Origin of the sequence: Streptomyces sp. NPDC008313, from assembly GCF_042956125.1 — a bacterium.
GTDB lineage: Bacteria > Actinomycetota > Actinomycetes > Streptomycetales > Streptomycetaceae > Streptomyces.
Window position 1 is genome coordinate 13,630 of sequence record NZ_JBIBFR010000043.1, and the last position, 16,916, is coordinate 30,545.

Below are 16,916 nucleotides of genomic sequence, written 5' to 3' on the forward strand. Positions count from 1 at the left end.
GCAACACCTCACCCTTCAGGAGAACCGCGGTTGTGTCGGCGGCGGCGCCGCGCCCGTGGTCGTGTCCGGCGGCGGACGCGGCACCGTGCCGTGATCGGACCGGTCAGGCGCCGGCACCGTTCAGGCCGCTGCGGCGGCGGAGCATGTACGCACCCGCGCCGAGGCCGCCGAGCAGCAGCACCGCACCGCCGGCCAGACCGCCGTCGGAGGTGGCGAGACCGCCGCCGCCGGTGTGCATGCCGCCCTCGGGCTTGTCGTGCTTCCAGTCGGGCTTGCCGGACGAGTCCTTCTCGTAGCCGCCCGACCCGTAGCCCTTCTCGGTGTCGCCGCTGTTGTCCTTGCTCCAGTCGTCACCGCTGACGGCGGACAGGGCCCCGCCGCCGGTGTGCATGCCGCCCTCGGGCTTGTCGTGCTTCCAGTCCGGCTTGCCGGTCGAGTCCTTGCCGGACTCTTCCTTCGCCTGGTCGTCCTTCGCGGCGTCGCCGCTGTCGTCCTTGGTCCAGTCGTCACCGCCGACGGTGGCGAGAGCGCCACCTCCGGTGTGCATCCCGCCGTGAGGCCGGCCGTGCGAGTCGGACTTCTCGTGGTCGCCGCCGTTGTCCTGGCTGTGCTCCTGGCTGTACGAGGAGTCGTCGTGGTCCCAGTCTCCGGCCGACAGTGCGTAGGCACCGGGGGCCGCGATGGCCAGTGCCGCGGTCGCCGTGGCCGTGGCGAGAAGAATGCGGGCAGAGCGCATTGGTTACTTCCTTCCGTCGCGACTGCGTCAGCCGGCTTGGCCGTCGGCTCATGGGTCCGCAGGGGCGACGTGATCCACCGTCAGCTCGGCCTCAGGCCCCCGCCACCGGAGGACACCATTGGAGTACCCCCCGGACGGCCCATCGTGAGGCCCCGCCGACGCGCCCGTCCGCCCCCGGCGCGCGCACTCACCAGCGCCGTTTCCCGCCGAGCCGCTGTCCGGCGCCCCAGGGCGTCCCCGGGCGTGCGGGTGAACGCCGTCCGGCCTCCGCGGCCCGCCGGGACTACGCCCGCTCCGCGGGACCCGCGCCCCGGCGAGCGGGGTTGCCGTCCGGCGGAAACCCCGGCTTCGCGGGCGTACGCGTCACGCTCGCCCCGGCCGCGCGCGCGGCACGGGCGAAGGCGACGGCGTTGTGCACGGCGGCGCCGCCCGGGTCGTTGTTGAAGTACACGAAGACGTCCTCCGCGTCCGCCCAGGTGCCGGTCAGCCGCCGCGCCCAGCCGGCCAGTGCCTGCCCGCCGTAGCGGGGCCACGGCTCGGCCCGGCCCTCGTGCAGCCTCAGATACCCCCAGTCGGCGGTGCGCCACAGCGGCGCGACCGGACGCCCCCGTACGTCCGCCCAGCACAGGGCCGCCCCCCGGTCCTCCAGCACGGCGCGGACCCGCGGTGTCCACCAGGAGTCGTGCCGCGGTTCCACCGCGACCCGGGCGGCGGCGGGGAAGCAGCGCAGACAGGCGTCGAGGAGGGCGGGATCCGCCCGCAGGGTCGGCGGCAGCTGCAGCAGGACGGGGCCGATCCGGTCCCCGAGCCCCGCCGCGTGGTCCATCAGCCGCCGCACCGGCTCCTCGGGTTCGCGGAGCCGTTGGATGTGCGTCAGGTACCGGCTCGCCTTGACGGCCACCACGAAATCCGCCGGGGTGCGCTCGCGCCAGGCGGCGAAGTTCTCCCGGGAGGGCAGCCGGTAGAAGGCGTTGTTGCTCTCGACCGTCGCGAAGGCCCGCGCGTACTCCTCCAGCCAGAGCCGCTGCGGCAGACCCTCGGGATAGAGGACGTGACGCCAGTCCTTGTACTGCCACCCGGAGGTGCCGACGAGCACAGGCATCTCCCCATCGAAGCACGCGTCGGGCAGCCCCGCGCCGCGGCCCGGCCTGACTGGCTGGGACGGTCCCCGGGCCGTTCAATGGACACAAAGACCCCCACGCCGGAGGGACGCACCGTGAGTGACGAGGCTTCCCGCGCGGCCGCGGCGGCGGAAGCGCTGGCCGAGGAACCGGTCGTCCTGGTACTGGACCGCAGAGGAGGGGTCCTCACCTGCACGCCCCGCGCCCTGGGCGTGTTCGGCGGTGGCGTCGAGGCTCTCCGGGGCCGGGAGCTGAGCGAGTTCTTCGCGGACCCCGCGATCTGGGCGGACCTGGTCAACGGGGCGCTGGGCGGCCGCGTCCTCAGAGCCCAGGCCGAGCTGCGCGACGTGCGCGGCGCCCCCTTCACGGCGGTCCTGTCGCTGTCCGTGCTCTCCGAAGGGGGCGAGGGCCGGTTCCTCGTCCGGATGGTGCCCGTGGAGGACGCCGCCGACGGTGCCCCGCCCGCCGAGAGGCGTCCGGGACCCACCGGACAGGAGGTGCTGGCCGCCGACCCCCAGGCACTCGAACGCCTGGAGCTGCTCCGCGAGGCGGCCTCCCGCATCGGCGACTCCCTCGACATCACCCGCAACGCCGAGCAGCTGCTGGAAGTCCTGGTCCCCGCCTTCGCCGACCTCGGCTCCGTGGACCTGACCCAGACGGTGCTCTCCGGCGAGGAACCGACGTCGTTCCCCGTCGGCACCCCCATGCAGCGCGTCGCCGTCGCGGCCGCCGACGGCCACTGGCCGTCCGGGATCCACGAGGTGGGGGACACCTTCCCCATCGGCGACGTCGAACGCGAGACCATCCTCAAGGGCCGCCCCGGCATCCTGCCGGACCTCCGCCTCGCCCGGGCGGCGCTCCAGGACGACGAGGAGCGCTCCGCGCTCCTGCTGCCCGCGAACGCCGAATCCCTGCTCGCCCTGCCACTCCTGACACGCGGCGTCGTGCTCGGCGCGGTCGGCCTCTGGCGCACCCGGGACCGCGCCCCCTTCGACCCGGCGGACGTCACCCTGGCCGGGGAGATCGGCACCCGCGTCGCCCTGAGCATCGACAACGCGCGCCGCTACACCCTCGAACGCCGTACCGCCGAGGCGCTGCAACGCGGCCTGCTCCCGCGGCCGGTCGCGGCGCTGGCCGCCGCCAAGGCCTTCGGCGCCTACCTGCCGCCCAGCATCGTCCGCGGCATCGGCGGAAGCTGGTACGACGTGATCGCCCTGTCGTCCTGCCGGGTGGCGTTCGTCGTCGGCAACGCCGGGGGGTACGGGCTCAACGCGACCGCGGCGATGGCCCGGCTGCGGGCGGCGGTGCAGACCCTGGCGGACCTCGACCTCGGGCCCGACGAACTGCTGTCCCACCTGAACGACCTCGTCGCCCGGTTCGCCGACGACCAGGAGCACCGCGACGCCCTGCCGGCCGCCGTCACCGTGCAGGGCGCCACGTGCCTGTACGCCGTCTACGACCCGTTCAACGGCCGCTGCCTGCTGGCCGGGGCGGGACACCCGGGGCCGGTGCTGGCCTCGCGGAACGGCGCCGAGGCCGACATCGTGCCGCTGCGTTACGGCGCGCCCCTCGGCACGGGGTCGGAACCCTTCGAGACCACCGAGCTGATGCTCGGTCCCGGCGACGTGCTGGCGTTCTACGGCGGAGCGCTCGCCCGCGACTCCCCGTGCAAGGACCGGGGCCTCGCCCTGCTGTGCGAGGGCACCCGGGACGGTACCCGCGACGGGCTGCCCGTGACCGAGACCGGCTCACGGATCGTGGCGAGGCTGCGCGAGGAGCCCGCCGACGACGACCGCGTCCTGCTGGTCGCCGAGGTGCGCCGGCTGCCCCGGGAGGCGACCGCGGAGTGGGTGCTGCCCGCGGACCCGAGTATCGTCGCCGGCGCCCGCGGCCGGGTGTCCGAGCAGCTGACGGCCTGGGGCCTCGAGGACCTGCTGTTCTCCACCGAACTGGTCGTCAGCGAGCTGATCACCAACGCCATCCGCTACGCGACCGGGCCGGTCGGCGTACGGCTGATCAGGGACCACCGGCTGATCTGCGAGGTCTCCGACACCAGCCAGACGCAGCCGCACCTGCGCCGGGCCCGGCTGACCGACGAGGGCGGCCGGGGCCTGTTCCTGGTGGCGCAGCTGACCCACAGTTGGGGCAGCCGCTACACGGCCACCGGCAAGACCATCTGGACCGAGCAGCTCCTGGACGACACGCCTTGACCACCGCCCGCGCGCACCGGCGGGTCACGAGCACGACGGCCCGCCGTCCGGGGCGGTCCCGGCCGCACCGGTCCCGGTCGGACCGCTACCGGTCGGACCCGTCCCGGTCGGACGCGGGCCAGACGTACGGCAGGTCGTCGGGGATGTCCGGGAACAGCGGCGTGTAGAACGCGGGGTCCTTGCGCACCAGCGCCGACTGGTGACTGCGGTGGAACGCGGGATCGCCCAGCCACGGAGGCAGTTCCCCGTCGGCCGCGAGCCGCTCCTGCCCGCGTACCTCCCGGTCCGGATGGTGCCGGGTGAAGTCGGCCACCAGGCTCGGCGCACAGGTGTCGTTGAGCCCCTGTGCCGTCCACACTCCGCAGACCTCCAGGCCGTAGCGGACCAGCGCCTCGTCGTAGCCGCGCCACATGCGCACCGCCGGATGGTGCCGCCAGCCGTAACCCGGGACGGTCAGCCCGCGCAGCACCTGGAGAGCCTCGACCCGCTGCTTGCCCAGTCTGCGCCGGTCCAGGGCGCGGGCCGAACCGGCGAAGTCCGGAAAGGGGAGAAAGGTCTGCACGCCTCATGGTCCCCCGGCACGCGGCTCCTGTCGCGCCGCGCGGTGGCGGGACGTACGCCGGAGCGTCGCCCGCGTACCGGCGACGCGGGAACGGACGGGCGCGCGTCGAGGGTGCGGACTCATGGCCGCCCTGGCGCCGCGGATTCCCGCCGGGACCGACGGCCGGTCCGCCGCCGGTCCGCCGTCGGGCTGTCGCCGCCGAGGGCGGCGACGGCGGCCGGGGACCCCGGCCGGATGCCGAACGTCCGAGTGTGGGGCGGGCGTTCGGTGAGAGCGGGCGGCCGGGGGGCGGCACCACCCCCCCGGCGACCGGCGCGCGGGACGTGCCCGGGCCGGGCGGGGGAGGGGTACGGCGGCTCAGGAGGAGCGCGCCGCCATGGCGTCCTGGAACGCCCGCATGCACGGCAGGCAGTGACGGTCGGTCGCCTCGCGTCCGGCGTCGGGCGGTGTGAGAGGCTGCCCGCACAGCGCGCTGTCCGTGCCCTGGGCGATGACGTGCCAGACGAGGGCAGTGCCTGTGGGGGTGGCCCCGGTCCGCATCTCGTACATGACCGGCTCCCATGTGATCGACGACTGGTCCTTCGATGAGACCACGGCCCGGGCCCGGGCCCCCCTTCACGTTGCTCCGATCGGTGGAATCAGCGGCCCGGGGCGTTCGTCAGGCCCGCCGCGCGCCTCAGCCGCCAGACATGGTCGTCGCGCGTGCCGGTCTCCCCCTCGGGCGATACGGCGGGCCTGCGCACCGTGTCACGGGTCACGACGGTCCACTCCCCGGCGGGCAGCCGCAGCGTGTCGAGGAGCCCGTCGAGCGTCGGGAAAGCGACCTGGAACGGCGGGGTGAGCTGCCAGGACGGCCAGTTGGAGTGCAGCACGACGACCAGGGTGCCGCCCGGAGCGACCGCCGCCGCCGCTCGGCGCAGGATGTCGTCCTGGTCGAGGCCCACGGGGGACTGGAGGTACTGCGCGCCGACCAGGTCGTAGCTGCCCTCGGGGAAGGTGACGCCGAGCTCGTGCCGCTCCCACGTCGTCAGACGGCCCACACCGGCCGCGTCGGCGTGCGCGGCGGCCCGCTCCAGCGCCGTGGCGGAGATGTCCACCCCGGTGACCCGCCAGCCCCGCGAGGCCAGCCACAGGGCGTCGCCGCCCTCGCCGCACCCCAGGTCGAGCGCGGTTCCCGGGGGCAGCTCGGCGACCTCCCTGACCAGCAGCTCGTTGGGCCGGCCGCTCCACACCCTCGTGCTGCTCCGGTAGCGGTCCTCCCAGAAACGGGCGGGCTCGGTGGGCGGTGCGACGTCGGACATGTCGGCTCCTTCTGCGTGGCCGTACGGGTGAGTGGAGGTCCCGGCGACGGGGAAAACACCCGCCGCTCACCGAGCTTCGCGCGCGTCCGCGATCGCGACAAACCCCTTTGCCGAAACGGCAAACCAGCCCGGCCGCCCCGACCTCGCCCGGAGACTGAAGTGCCGGCCGCCGCACGCGCCCCCCGGTACGTGACACGCCCGTACGACGCCGCCACCCCGTACGACGCCGCCGCGCGGCGGCGTCAGCGTCAGTGGGCGGCCCGTGCCGCCGCCTCCGGTGTCCGGGCGGCGGGCGGCTTCCCGCCGCGCTCGGAGCGCACACACGCATCGTGCACCGCGCGGTGGACGGCCCGGGCGATACGGGCGCCCCAGACCGACCGGGGGCCGGCGAACGGCTCGCGGACCCGGCCCCGCCCGGGGCGGAGGGCGGCGACGCAGACGGCGTCGGTCGGGGTGCCGGACGCGTCGATCCCGGCGTCGCGAAGGGCCTGCACCTTGGACTCGGTGGCCGTGACGACCGCGTTGACGAGGGCCGCGTCGGACAACGCGACCGGGACGGACACGACGATGTTGATGGTCCCCGCCGGGGACGGACCGGGCACCCCTGGCGCCGCCCGGGCGGCCCAGCCGCGCACCCCGACACCGGCGGTCGCCAGCGCGTCCACGCCGCCGTCCGCCGCCCAGCACCGGCCGGTCACGTCGGCGGCCGTCATCAGTCCCACGCCCCGCCCGCGCACGCCGGCCCCCGCCGCCATCCCGGTCAGGTGTGCCGCCGGGTCCATGCGCCGGTACCCCGGCGTCACCTGCGCGTTGAGGACCCAGTCCCGCTCCCCGATGCCGCCGCCCAGGGGGGGCGCTGGAGACCATGCGCAGGCTCTCCCTCGGCACCCACAGCAGCATCGGCCACGTGCTCCCGTCCTCGGTGCGGGTCAGCGGCGGAAGGCTGCTCAGGGCCGACAGATGTGCGAGGGGAGCGGAGGGCATGAGCGGCACCCTATAACCGGTGCCTCCGGGCCGTCCCGCGCCGGGAGTCTCGCCACCGGCCGGTGCCGGATTGCGGTCCGGGGGTCCGCGCGGCCAGGATCGGGGGGTGCCCACTCTGCTGATCGTGCATCACACGCCCTCGCCCCACTGCCAGGCCATGTTCGAGGCCGTCCTCTCCGGGGCGACGACGCCGGACATCGAAGGCGTACGCGTCGAACGGCGCGCGGCACTCGCCGCCACCGCGGCCGACGTGCTCGCCGCCGACGGCGTCCTGCTCGGCACACCCGCGAACCTCGGGTACATGTCCGGTGCACTGAAGCACTTCTTCGACCAGGTCTACTACCCCTGCCTCGACTCCACGCGCGGCCGCCCCTTCGGCTGCTACGTGCACGGCGGCAACGACGTCACGGGCGCGGTCCGCGCCATCGAGTCCATCACGACCGGCCTCGGCTGGAAGCGTGCCGCCGAGACGGTCACCGTCACCGGGGAGCCGGACCGGTCCGACGTCGAGGCATGCTGGGAGCTGGGTGCCACGCTCGCCGCCGGCCTGACGGGCTGAACGGAGCGGCACGCACGCCGGTCAGGCGTGCGACAGCGCGAACGACACCAGGAACCCGCACACCGTGACCAGCCCGATGGCCAGATGGGCGTCCTCGAACGCCTCGGGAATCATCGTGTCCGCGACCATGGCGAGGATCGCGCCCGCGGCCACGGCCGTGACGGCGGCGATGACCGAGGCCGGGAAGGCGCCGACCACGGTGTAGCCGAGGACGGCCGAGACCGTGCTGGCTGCGGCGATCGCGCTCCACACGCCGAACACGTAGGCCCTGCTCCGGCCGGCGCGCCTCATACCCGCCGAACTCGACAGCCCCTCCGGGACGTTGGAGATGAAGACCGCCGCCACCGTCACCAGGCTGACCGCACCGCCCTCCAGCAGGCTCACCCCGATCACGGCGGACTCCGGGACACCGTCCAGCAGCGCCCCCAGGGCCAGCGCCGTTCCAGAGCCTCCCTGTTCGGCCTCGGAGGGCTGGGTCCGCGACGGTTTCGCGCCGGAGCGCTTGCGGTGCCGGGCGCCCCGGCGCGCGAGCAGCACGTTGCCGAGGGTGTACGCGCCGGCGCCCAGGAGGGTGCCGACGGCGGCCGGGGCGAGACCGCCCTCGTCGTACGCCTCGTCCAGCAGTTCGAAGGAGACGGCGGACAGCAGCACCCCCGCGCCGAACGCCATCACCGTGGCGATCACCTTCTGCGGCACCCGCACTCCGTAGCCCACCGCCGCTCCCAGCAGCAGCGCCGAACCCGCCAGAAGACCCCACAGTCCCGCCTGCACCACTTCCGTCATGGGTCTGCCGGTACCCACCGGGGCGGCAGGCAACCAGTCGGGCCGCGACCCGCACCGGGCGTCACCGGGGCATTCGCGCAGGTCACCCGCCGCGAGCCGGTCCCCGGGCGCCGCGCGCCTCGTGCACGGCGGTGAAGAAGTCATGTCAAAGGGGTTGCCGATCTGTTGCCTCATTACTTAAATCAAACCCTGAACTAAGCAGTCGTACAAAGTGGTTCGCCGCCGTCGTACCCATTCGGGCCCGCGCGGCGGCCGCTTCACGGCGCCCGCCGACCCGGCGCGCGCCCACCCCGGGCGACCATCCCTCCCGCCCTCCCCCCATCCGTACGGAGTTCACGGAGTGAACGAATGAGACTCAGATCCTTGGGGATCGCGCTGGCCACCGCGGCGGCGCTGGTGACCATCCCCTCCCAGATACCGGCCGGCGCGGCCGAGGCGCCGCTCTCGCAGGGCAAGACGGCCGTCTCGTCCTCCGACGAGAACGGCGGCACCCCCGCCGAGGCCGCCGTCGACGGCGACACCGGCACACGCTGGTCGTCGGCCGCCACCGACACCTCGTGGCTGCAGGTCGACCTCGGGAAGTCGGCCACCCTCACGAAGGTCGTCCTCAACTGGGAGACCGCCTACGGCAAGGACTACAAGATCCAGGTCTCCGACAACGGGAGCTCCTGGACCGACCTGAAGTCGGTCACCGGCGGCGACGGCGGCGTCGACACGCTCGACGTCTCGGGCCAGGGCCGCTACGTCCGCATGTACGGGGTGACCCGCGCGACCCAGTACGGCTACTCCCTCTGGGAGTTCCAGGTCTTCGGCGACGCCGGCACCACGCCGCCCGCCACGGACTGCTCGACCACCAACGCCGCCAAGGGCAGGCCGGCCACCGCGTCCTCCACGGAGAACGCGGGCAGCGCCGCCGTCAACGCCTTCGACGGGGACGGCGCCACCCGCTGGTCGAGCCAGTGGTCCGACCCGCAGTGGGTCCGCGTCGACCTCGGCTCGAAGCAGGACATCTGCAAGGTCGACGTCGACTGGGAGGCCGCGTACGGCAAGGCCTTCAAGATCCAGGCGTCGGCCGACGGCCAGGACTGGACGACCCTGAAGGACGTCGCCGACGGCACCGCCGGCAAGACGTCCTACGACGTCAACGGCTCGGGCCGCTACCTGCGGGTGTACGGCACGACCCGCGGCACCGCTTACGGCTACTCGCTGTGGGAGGTCGCCGTCCACACCGGCTCCGGAGGCAGCACCCCGCCCGTCGAGGGCGGCGGGGACCTCGGGCCCAACGTCATCGTCGTGGACCCGAGCACGCCTGATCTGCAGGGGAAGTTCGACGACGTCTTCGCCAAGCAGGAGTCGAACCAGTTCGGTTCGGGCCGCTACCAGTTCCTGCTGAAGCCCGGCACGTACAACAACATCAACGCGCAGATCGGCTTCTACACCTCCATCTCCGGTCTGGGCCTCAACCCGGACGACACGAAGATCAACGGTGACGTCACCGTCGACGCGGGCTGGTTCAACGGCAACGCGACGCAGAACTTCTGGCGTTCGGCCGAGAACCTCTCCATCAAGCCGGTCAACGGCACCGACCGCTGGGCGGTCGCCCAGGCCGCGCCGTTCCGCCGTATCCACGTCGAGGGCGGCCTCAACCTCGCCCCGAACGGCTACGGCTGGGCCTCCGGCGGCTACATCGCCGACTCGAAGGTCGACGGCACGGTCGGCCCGTACTCCCAGCAGCAGTGGTACACGCGGGACAGCTCGGTCGGCGGCTGGACCAACGGCGTGTGGAACATGACCTTCTCCGGTGTCCGGGGCGCCCCGGCGACCAACTTCGACTCCGGCCCGTACACCACGCTGGACACCACTCCCGTCTCCCGCGAGAAGCCGTTCCTCTACCTGGACGGCAACGACTACAAGGTGTTCGTCCCCGGCAAGCGCACCAACACGCGCGGCGTGTCCTGGCCGGCCAACACGGGCGGCACCTCGCTCCCGCTGAGTCAGTTCTACGTCGTCAAACCCGGCGCCACGGCCGCCACCATCAACGCGGCGCTCTCGCAGGGCCTCAACCTGCTGTTCACGCCCGGCGTCTACCACCTCGACCAGACCATCGACGTCACCCGCGCCAACACCGTGGTCCTCGGACTCGGCCTCGCGACGCTCGTCCCCGACCACGGGGTCGACGCCGTGCACGTCGCCGACGTCGACGGGGTCAAGCTGGCGGGCTTCCTCATCGACGCCGGAGCCACCAAGTCGGACACGCTGCTGCAGATCGGGTCCGCGGGCTCCTCGGCCGACCACTCCGCCAACCCGACGTCCATGCAGGACGTGTTCATCCGCATCGGCGGCGCGGGCCCCGGCCTGGCCACCAACTCCGTGGTGGTCAACAGTGACGACGTCATCGTGGACCACACCTGGATCTGGCGCGCCGACCACGGCGACGGCGTCGGCTGGGAGACCAACCGCGCCGACTACGGACTCGTCGTCAACGGCGACGACGTCCTCGCCACGGGCCTGTTCGTCGAGCACTTCAACAAGTACGACGTGCTCTGGAACGGCGAACGCGGACGCACCATCTTCTTCCAGAACGAGAAGGCCTACGACGTCCCGAACGCCGGTGCCGTCACCCACGACGGCATCGTCGGCTACGCCGCCTACAAGGTCGCCGACAGCGTGAACACGCATGAGGCCTGGGGAATGGGCAGTTACTGCAACTTCACGTCCGATCCGTCCATCGTGCAGCAGCACGGCTTCCAGGTGCCGGTGAAGTCCGGCATCAAGATGCACGACATCCTCGTCATCTCCCTGGGCGGCAAGGGCCAGTACGCCCACGTCATCAACAACACCGGAGCACCGACCTCGGGGACGGACACCGTGCCGTCCAAGATCACGTCCTTCCCGTGATCCCGCCGGTGATCCGCTGAACAGCTGATCCACGACCTGTGGCCCGCCGCCTTCCCGCGGCGGGCCACAGCCGTGCGGGCTGTTCCGCGGCTGCCGGGGAGCGGGGTCAGGAGCGGCGGCGCCGCCGCACGAGGTAACCCACGCCTCCCGCGGTCGCCGTCGCGGCGAGGACCACGCCGATGGCGACGTCCCAGCCGGTCGGCCCCGAGGTGACGGCCCCGCCGGCACCTCCCTGGACACCGCGTGTCGGGGCGGCCGTCGTGGTGGCCGTCGTGGGGGGAACGGCCGGGGAGGCGGAGCGGGTGGACGTCGGGGTCGCGGCGGGCGTGGCCGGCGTGCGCGTGGTACCGCTCGTGGGGGTGGGGCGGGGCCGCGAGGTGCTGGAGGTGACCGAGCGCCGGGGCAGCGCCTCGCAGGCGATGCCGTCGTCCGGTCCCTGGTCCTCGTCCAGCCGGTTGGGGTCGCGCGGGTCGCCGTTGAACACGGCCTGGGCGTCCTCCTGGTAGGTGAAGTCGCCGCAGTCGAGGTCCTGGGCGTGCGCGAGGCCGGACAACGGGGCGATCGAGACGATCGCCGCGGCTATGCCACCTACGACGGTACGGCGGTGCATGGAGCCTCCTCCCGGCCTGGTGCGGCCGACACCCCGACGGTAGGAGCCGGGGGCGGAGGCGGCCCGTCACCGTAGGCCGAACGGGGCAGGGAGGCGGGCGTCCCGACACCCTGGGCGCCGGACCCGCGGCGGCGGGACCGGCCCGCGCTCCCGGTCTCCGTCAGGGCACGCGGGCCACGCCCGCGTAGAGACCGCACTCCTCCGGCGCCGGCGGAGGAGCCGGCCGGTCCCACTCGGTCGCCGTCACCAGGCCCGGCTCGACGAGTTCGAGCCCGTCGAAGAAGCGGGCGACCTCCGCACGGGTGCGGAAGTGAAGACGGATACCGCCCTTCGCGTACTCGGCGGTGACCTGCTCGGCCAGCTCGGGATTCAGGTCGGACGCGGCGTGCGACAGCACGAGACGGCTGCCCGACGGCAGCGTGGCCACCAGATCGCGGACGATGGCGTGGGCGTCCTGCTCGTCGGTGATGAAGTGCAGCAGCGCGATCAGCGAGAGGGCGATGGGACGCGAGTAGTCGAGGATCCCGCGGGCGTGGCGGACGATCCCCTCCGGCTCGCGGACATCGGCCTGGATGTAGTCGGTCACCCCCTCGGGACGGCTGACCAGCAGCGCCTCCGCGTGCCGCAGGACGATCGGATCGTTGTCGGCGTACACGACCTTCGCGGCCGGCACGACGCCCTGCACGATCTGGTGGAGGTTGGGCTCGGTCGGGATGCCCGTACCGATGTCGAGGAACTGATCGACACCCTCGGCCGCGAGCCAGGCGGCCGCCCGGTGCATGAACGCCCGGTTCTGCCGCGCCCCGACGCTCGCCTCCGGCGGCAGCTTCGCCCCCACCGCCTCGTCGACCGGGTAGTTGTCCTTGCCGCCCAGCAGCCAGTCGTAGACCCGCGCCGGGTGTGCCCTGCTGGTGTCGATCCGTGGGGAAGGGGATGTGCCGTGCGTCATGGCAGGCTCCGTCGCACTGGTGATCGGCTCTGGTCGTGTGATCGAAGATCCTACTCCCGGGCGCCATGCGCCCGTAGGGTGTGGGGAGTTGCACCGGAGGCCGTGCCGCTCGCCGCCGACGGGGCCAACTCGGCGCGGCAGTACGGCCGTTCGTACGCATCCGGTGCGCGACCGCATACCGGCTGTCCGTGAGGGGCGACGGACCGTACACTGACACGCCGCCTACATGCGGACGTTCTGACGGGGGGAGCCGCCATGTCCGAGCACGACCACGACCAGGCCCACGGGGTCCAGCCACCGACGCCACCGTCCGCGCCACCGGGCCCGCCGCCGCCCACACCGTCCGACGCGATTCCCCGGCAGGCCGGCGCACCCGCCCCGCCCCCGGCCGCTCCGCCCATGCCGTCCGCACCACCGCCCCTGCCGCCGGGCCCGCCGAACCCGGCGACGGCCTCGTGGCCCGCGCCGGTGCCCGCTCCGCCGCGCGGCCCGGCCGACCGGCGCCAGGCGGTCGCGGTCGCCCTGCTCAACCTCGGGGGACTGGGCCTCGGTTACGCGTTCCTGCGCCGCTGGGTGCTGACGGCGGTCTGCCTGGCCGCGACGGGCGCCCTGCTGCTGGTGGCTCTCCCGGCCGACCCCGACGGAGTGTCCGGGGCCGCCCTGGTCGCGTACGCGGTGTTCGTCGCCGCGGCGGTGGCGCACGGCGCGCTCTCGGGCGCACGGGCGGCCCGTCCGCTCCGCCCGGCGAACCCCGTCCTGGTGACCGCCGTCGCCCTCGCCCTGCTCGCCGTGCCCGCCGGTGGCGTCGTCCTGTACGACGACGCGCGCGACGAGGCCACGGAGCGGATGCTGCTGGACCGGCTGGAGGACGCGGACCGTCTCGTCGAGGCGGGCGGGAAGACGTCGTTCGACGCGGCCGAGGACGACTTCCGCGAGGCACTGGGCGTCTACGGAGACCTGGTGGACGACCACCCGGGGTCGCGCGCCGCCGAGCGGGTGCCCGGACGGCTGAAGACGTACTACACGACGGTCGGCGCCCCCTACGCGGGCCAGGACTACTGCGGCGCCGTGGCCCCGCTGAAGTATCTGCGGACCGTCCCGGACACCGTCGGGAAGAAGGAACTCGGCAGCCTGGCCGCGTGGCCCGACGACCGGCTGGCGACCTCCCTGTACGAGTGCGCGGCGCGGGGACTCGACGCCGGTGACGCCGCCTGGCAGGGCTCGTTCGACGACCTCCTGACCCTCTTCCCCGACTCCGACCAGGCGGCGAAGGTGGAACCGGCCGTCAAACAGGCCGTCGACAAGGCCGTGAAGGACGTACGCGGCGACGAACCGTGCGAGGCGGTCCAGCACCTCGACGACCTCAGCTCCAAGGTGACCGGCCTGCCGGGCGAGAAGGCCGGGATCGCCGGAGCCCTCGGCCGGGAGGCCGGCCGGGCCGGCCGGAGCGCGGACGCGGGCGCCTACGACTGCGGTGTCGACCAGTACAAGGACGGCGACTTCGACGCGGCGCAGACGACGATGCGGGACTACGCCGCCGACAACAAGCACGCCAAGAACACCGCGCGCGCCAAGAAGATCGCCATCGCGGCCGAGATCGCCGGGACGGTGCCCGCGGCGGGCAAGCACCTGCCCACGACGGCCTCGGGCGGCAGCATCAGCGTCACCGTCAAGAACGACAGCCCCGACGACATCACCGTCATGTACACCGGACCGGTGACCGGGAGCTTCACGCTCAAGGCGTGCGGCAGCTGTAAGTCGTACTCGCTCTCCACCACCCTGCTGTCCGGCTTCCACGCCTGCCAGGACAGCGGCAAGCACTATCCGCAGCGGACCATCAGCCTCCCGGCGGGCACCACGTACTTCCTGCACAAGCCGCAGGGGACCGGCGCCGCGACCCCCGCGTCCGACACGGCGAAGCTCCGGCCGGGCTACATCTACACGGAGTGCGCCTACACCACCGGAGGGCTCGGCCTGGGCGACTGACGGCACGCCGGCCGCCCCTCACCGCGTGAAGGGCGGCCGGCGAGGCCGCTCACCAGGCCCTTCGGGGCCGCAACAGGCTGATCAGGACGGCGAGGGACAGCGCGGCGACGACCGCGCTGAAGATCTCCCCCGCGGGGCGCAGGCTGGTCTCGCGGATCAGCACCCCGACGCCGATCGCGGGCACCGCGAGCATCGTGTAGAGGATGGCGAAGAACGTGGACACCGAGGCGCCCCGGTGTTCCGGCTCGCCCCGCGTGGTGATGTTGCCGAGGCCGTGACCGAGGGCCACCCCCGTCGCCACCCCGTTGACCGCCGAGCCGGCCAGCAGCGGGGCCGCCGTGCCGGTGAACATGGCGGTGGCGATCAGGGCGGCGGCCGCGACGAGCCCCGCACACGCCGCGGGCAGGGCCCGGGAGGGCTTGAGGGAGCGGACCAGAAGCTGCCCGAGCGCGGTGCACGCGAAGGCGATGAAGACGACGAGTCCGGTCAGGGAGTGGCTGGTCTCGTCGAGCACCGTGCCGAGGAACAGCCCGGTCACGGCGGTCAGCACACCCAGCACGGCGAAGCCCGCGCCCGCCGCCATGGCCGACCGCAGGAAGTCCGAGCGGATCTCGCCGGGCACGTGCAGCGGCTGCGGCCGCGGCGAGAAACCCGACCGGTGGGCGGAACTCTCGCCGCTGACCATGACGCCGAGGAGACCGGCGGCCGAGAGGACCCCCATGACCACCCAGGGCGTACGGAGGGGATCGGGAGCCAGATCCGCGAGGATTCCGGCGAGCAGGGTGCCGGAGGCCAGTCCGCCCATGTTGGCGAACAGGGCGAGGGTGGCGGGCCCGACGCGGGCGCGCGGGTCCATCCGGTCGGTGAGCGAGGCGGTGGCGGCTCCGGTGACGAGGGCGGCCGCCAGACCGGACAGGACCCGGGCCACGAGGACCACGGCCAGGTTCCGGGCGATCAGGAAGACCAGCGCCGCGCCGAGGGCCAGCAGGGTGGCGACGATCAGGACGGGACGCCGTCCCACCTGGTCCGAGAGCTGCCCGAACACCAGCAGCCCGGCGACGACCCCGAAGGCGTACACGGCGAAGACCACGGTGACGGTGAACGGGGTGAAACCGAACGCCTCGCCGTAGACCGGGTAGAGGGGTGTGGGCGCGGTGGTGCCCGCCATGGTCGCCCAGAAGGCGAACACCACGCAGGCCACGCCCAGCCGGCCGGAGCGCGGCCGTCCGGCCGCCGTACCGGGCGGCGTCGCGTCGGCGGTTGCTCTCCGCACCTGGGCCTCTTCCGGAGTGAGTGACGTGGGCCCGGCACGGCGACCGCCGTGTCCGCGCGCTGACGCGCTCCGGACGGCCGTGCGCCGGCGCGAACGGACCGGGCGTGACTGACTGACATGACATCAGCCGGCGGGCCCGCGCGCACTCGGTGGGCCGCGCTCACACCTTCCAGGACCGCAGCCGGCCGGCGACGGCGACCACGCTCACGGGCGTGTCCCGGATCTTGCGTACGAGGTCCGACAGGGCGCCGTAGGGCGGGTCGATGCCCTCGCCCGACTGGTCCATGTACTGGGCGGCGACGAACGCCGCGAACAGGCTGTTGCGGTGCGGAAGCGGCTCCAGGCGCACGATGGTGTGCATGAGCGCGGCGGCGCGCCAGGCGGCGTCGGGGTCCGCCGCGGCGAGGGTGGGCAGCTTGGTCCGGTGACGGGCGACGGCGGCGACGAGCGCCGAGTAGTCGCTGACGGACATGTCCTCGTACGCGAGGGCGGCCTCCTGGACGTCGAGCAGCCAGGAGACGTCGATATGGAGATGCATCAGGCGGCCGCGGCCCCGTCGCTCCGCTCGGCGGGCGGCACCTCGTCGGGGAAGGCCTCGTCGAACTCGCTCCGCAACCGGTCGGCCCACAGCGACGCACCGGCGACGAACTGCTTGCGCTGCATCTCGCGGACCCCGAGGTCGTGCAGATACTGCTTGAGGCTCTTCCCCTCGGCCGCGGCGGCCGCCCGCACCCCCTCGAGTTCCTTGTCGGTGAAGGACACGTTCAGTGATGGCATACAAGGACGGTACCTAGTAGGTACCGTGAAGGGCAAGGTCTCCTGGTACTCCCTGCCGGAGCTGCCCTCCATGGGGGGGTGCCTCTATGTCCTTCGTCAAGGCACCCCTGTCGGGTTTGGGGTGGTTCAGGGTTGCTGGGGTTATGCGGCGAGCTCGACATCCTTCG

At 73.4% G+C, this 16,916-nt stretch carries 15 protein-coding genes and 1 pseudogene; 4 read left to right on the plus strand and 12 right to left on the minus strand.

What is annotated here, in order from left to right:
- Window positions 1-103: 103 nt before the first annotated feature.
- Window positions 104-736, minus strand: coding sequence for a hypothetical protein (locus ACFY93_RS33630; protein WP_391365723.1), 633 nt, complete (start codon window positions 734-736; stop codon window positions 104-106).
- Window positions 737-1,019: 283 nt separating this feature from the next.
- Entirely contained in the window at window positions 1,020-1,838 is an 819-nt protein-coding gene (locus ACFY93_RS33635) for a DUF72 domain-containing protein (RefSeq protein ID WP_391365724.1), read from the minus strand.
- A gap of 114 nt (window positions 1,839-1,952) precedes the next feature.
- On the opposite strand from ACFY93_RS33635, the gene ACFY93_RS33640 reads away from it, so the two are divergent.
- Entirely contained in the window at window positions 1,953-4,067 is a 2,115-nt protein-coding gene (locus ACFY93_RS33640) for a SpoIIE family protein phosphatase (protein ID WP_391365725.1), read from the plus strand.
- 85 nt (window positions 4,068-4,152) lie between these two features.
- On the opposite strand, the gene ACFY93_RS33645 is transcribed toward ACFY93_RS33640, so the two are convergent.
- From ACFY93_RS33645 to ACFY93_RS33660, 4 genes and pseudogenes are all read right to left on the minus strand, one after another.
- A complete protein-coding gene (locus ACFY93_RS33645) occupies window positions 4,153-4,629 on the minus strand; it encodes an MSMEG_6728 family protein (RefSeq protein ID WP_391365726.1) in 477 nt (158 codons plus the stop codon).
- A 357-nt stretch (window positions 4,630-4,986) separates the two neighbouring features.
- Entirely contained in the window at window positions 4,987-5,178 is a 192-nt protein-coding gene (locus ACFY93_RS33650) for a hypothetical protein (RefSeq protein WP_391365727.1), read from the minus strand.
- 89 nt (window positions 5,179-5,267) lie between these two features.
- Window positions 5,268-5,930 carry a methyltransferase domain-containing protein gene (locus ACFY93_RS33655; protein WP_391365728.1) on the minus strand — a complete coding sequence of 221 codons (663 nt, stop codon included), beginning with the start codon at window positions 5,928-5,930 and terminating at the stop codon, window positions 5,268-5,270.
- 248 nt (window positions 5,931-6,178) lie between these two features.
- Window positions 6,179-6,914, minus strand: a pseudogene (locus ACFY93_RS33660) (adenosylcobinamide amidohydrolase).
- A 106-nt stretch (window positions 6,915-7,020) separates the two neighbouring features.
- On the opposite strand from ACFY93_RS33660, the gene ACFY93_RS33665 reads away from it, so the two are divergent.
- Window positions 7,021-7,473 (plus strand): NAD(P)H-dependent oxidoreductase, encoded by a 453-nt coding sequence (locus tag ACFY93_RS33665; RefSeq protein ID WP_391365729.1) that lies wholly within the window; start codon window positions 7,021-7,023, stop codon window positions 7,471-7,473.
- Window positions 7,474-7,494: 21 nt separating this feature from the next.
- Here the strand turns inward: ACFY93_RS33665 and ACFY93_RS33670 are convergent, their stop codons facing one another.
- Complete coding sequence (locus ACFY93_RS33670; RefSeq protein ID WP_391365730.1) at window positions 7,495-8,256, minus strand: ZIP family metal transporter; 762 nt, start codon at window positions 8,254-8,256, stop codon at window positions 7,495-7,497.
- A gap of 348 nt (window positions 8,257-8,604) precedes the next feature.
- Between ACFY93_RS33670 and ACFY93_RS33675 the strand changes: the two genes are divergently transcribed.
- Window positions 8,605-11,154 (plus strand): discoidin domain-containing protein, encoded by a 2,550-nt coding sequence (locus ACFY93_RS33675; protein ID WP_391365731.1) that lies wholly within the window; start codon window positions 8,605-8,607, stop codon window positions 11,152-11,154.
- Between the two features lie 106 nt (window positions 11,155-11,260).
- Here the strand turns inward: ACFY93_RS33675 and ACFY93_RS33680 are convergent, their stop codons facing one another.
- Window positions 11,261-11,764, minus strand: a complete 504-nt coding sequence (locus ACFY93_RS33680; protein ID WP_391365732.1) for an excalibur calcium-binding protein — start codon at window positions 11,762-11,764, stop codon at window positions 11,261-11,263.
- Between the two features lie 160 nt (window positions 11,765-11,924).
- A complete protein-coding gene (locus tag ACFY93_RS33685) occupies window positions 11,925-12,713 on the minus strand; it encodes an SAM-dependent methyltransferase (RefSeq protein WP_391365733.1) in 789 nt (262 codons plus the stop codon).
- A 399-nt stretch (window positions 12,714-13,112) separates the two neighbouring features.
- Between ACFY93_RS33685 and ACFY93_RS33690 the strand changes: the two genes are divergently transcribed.
- Window positions 13,113-14,699 (plus strand): hypothetical protein, encoded by a 1,587-nt coding sequence (locus ACFY93_RS33690; RefSeq protein WP_391365737.1) that lies wholly within the window; start codon window positions 13,113-13,115, stop codon window positions 14,697-14,699.
- Window positions 14,700-14,748: 49 nt separating this feature from the next.
- Here ACFY93_RS33690 and ACFY93_RS33695 read toward each other — a convergent pair whose 3' ends face one another.
- The 3 genes from ACFY93_RS33695 to ACFY93_RS33705 form a co-directional block, all read right to left on the minus strand.
- The gene (locus ACFY93_RS33695) at window positions 14,749-15,972 is read right to left on the minus strand and encodes an MFS transporter (protein ID WP_391365734.1); all 1,224 of its coding nucleotides are present in this window, start codon (window positions 15,970-15,972) and stop codon (window positions 14,749-14,751) included.
- 160 nt (window positions 15,973-16,132) lie between these two features.
- Complete coding sequence (locus ACFY93_RS33700; protein ID WP_391365735.1) at window positions 16,133-16,510, minus strand: toxin Doc; 378 nt, start codon at window positions 16,508-16,510, stop codon at window positions 16,133-16,135.
- On the minus strand, window positions 16,510-16,749 hold the full coding sequence (locus ACFY93_RS33705) for a hypothetical protein (RefSeq protein WP_391365736.1): 240 nt from the start codon (window positions 16,747-16,749) through the stop codon (window positions 16,510-16,512). Before ACFY93_RS33705 ends, ACFY93_RS33700 begins: the two co-directional genes overlap by 1 nt.
- Window positions 16,750-16,916: the final 167 nt, after the last annotated feature.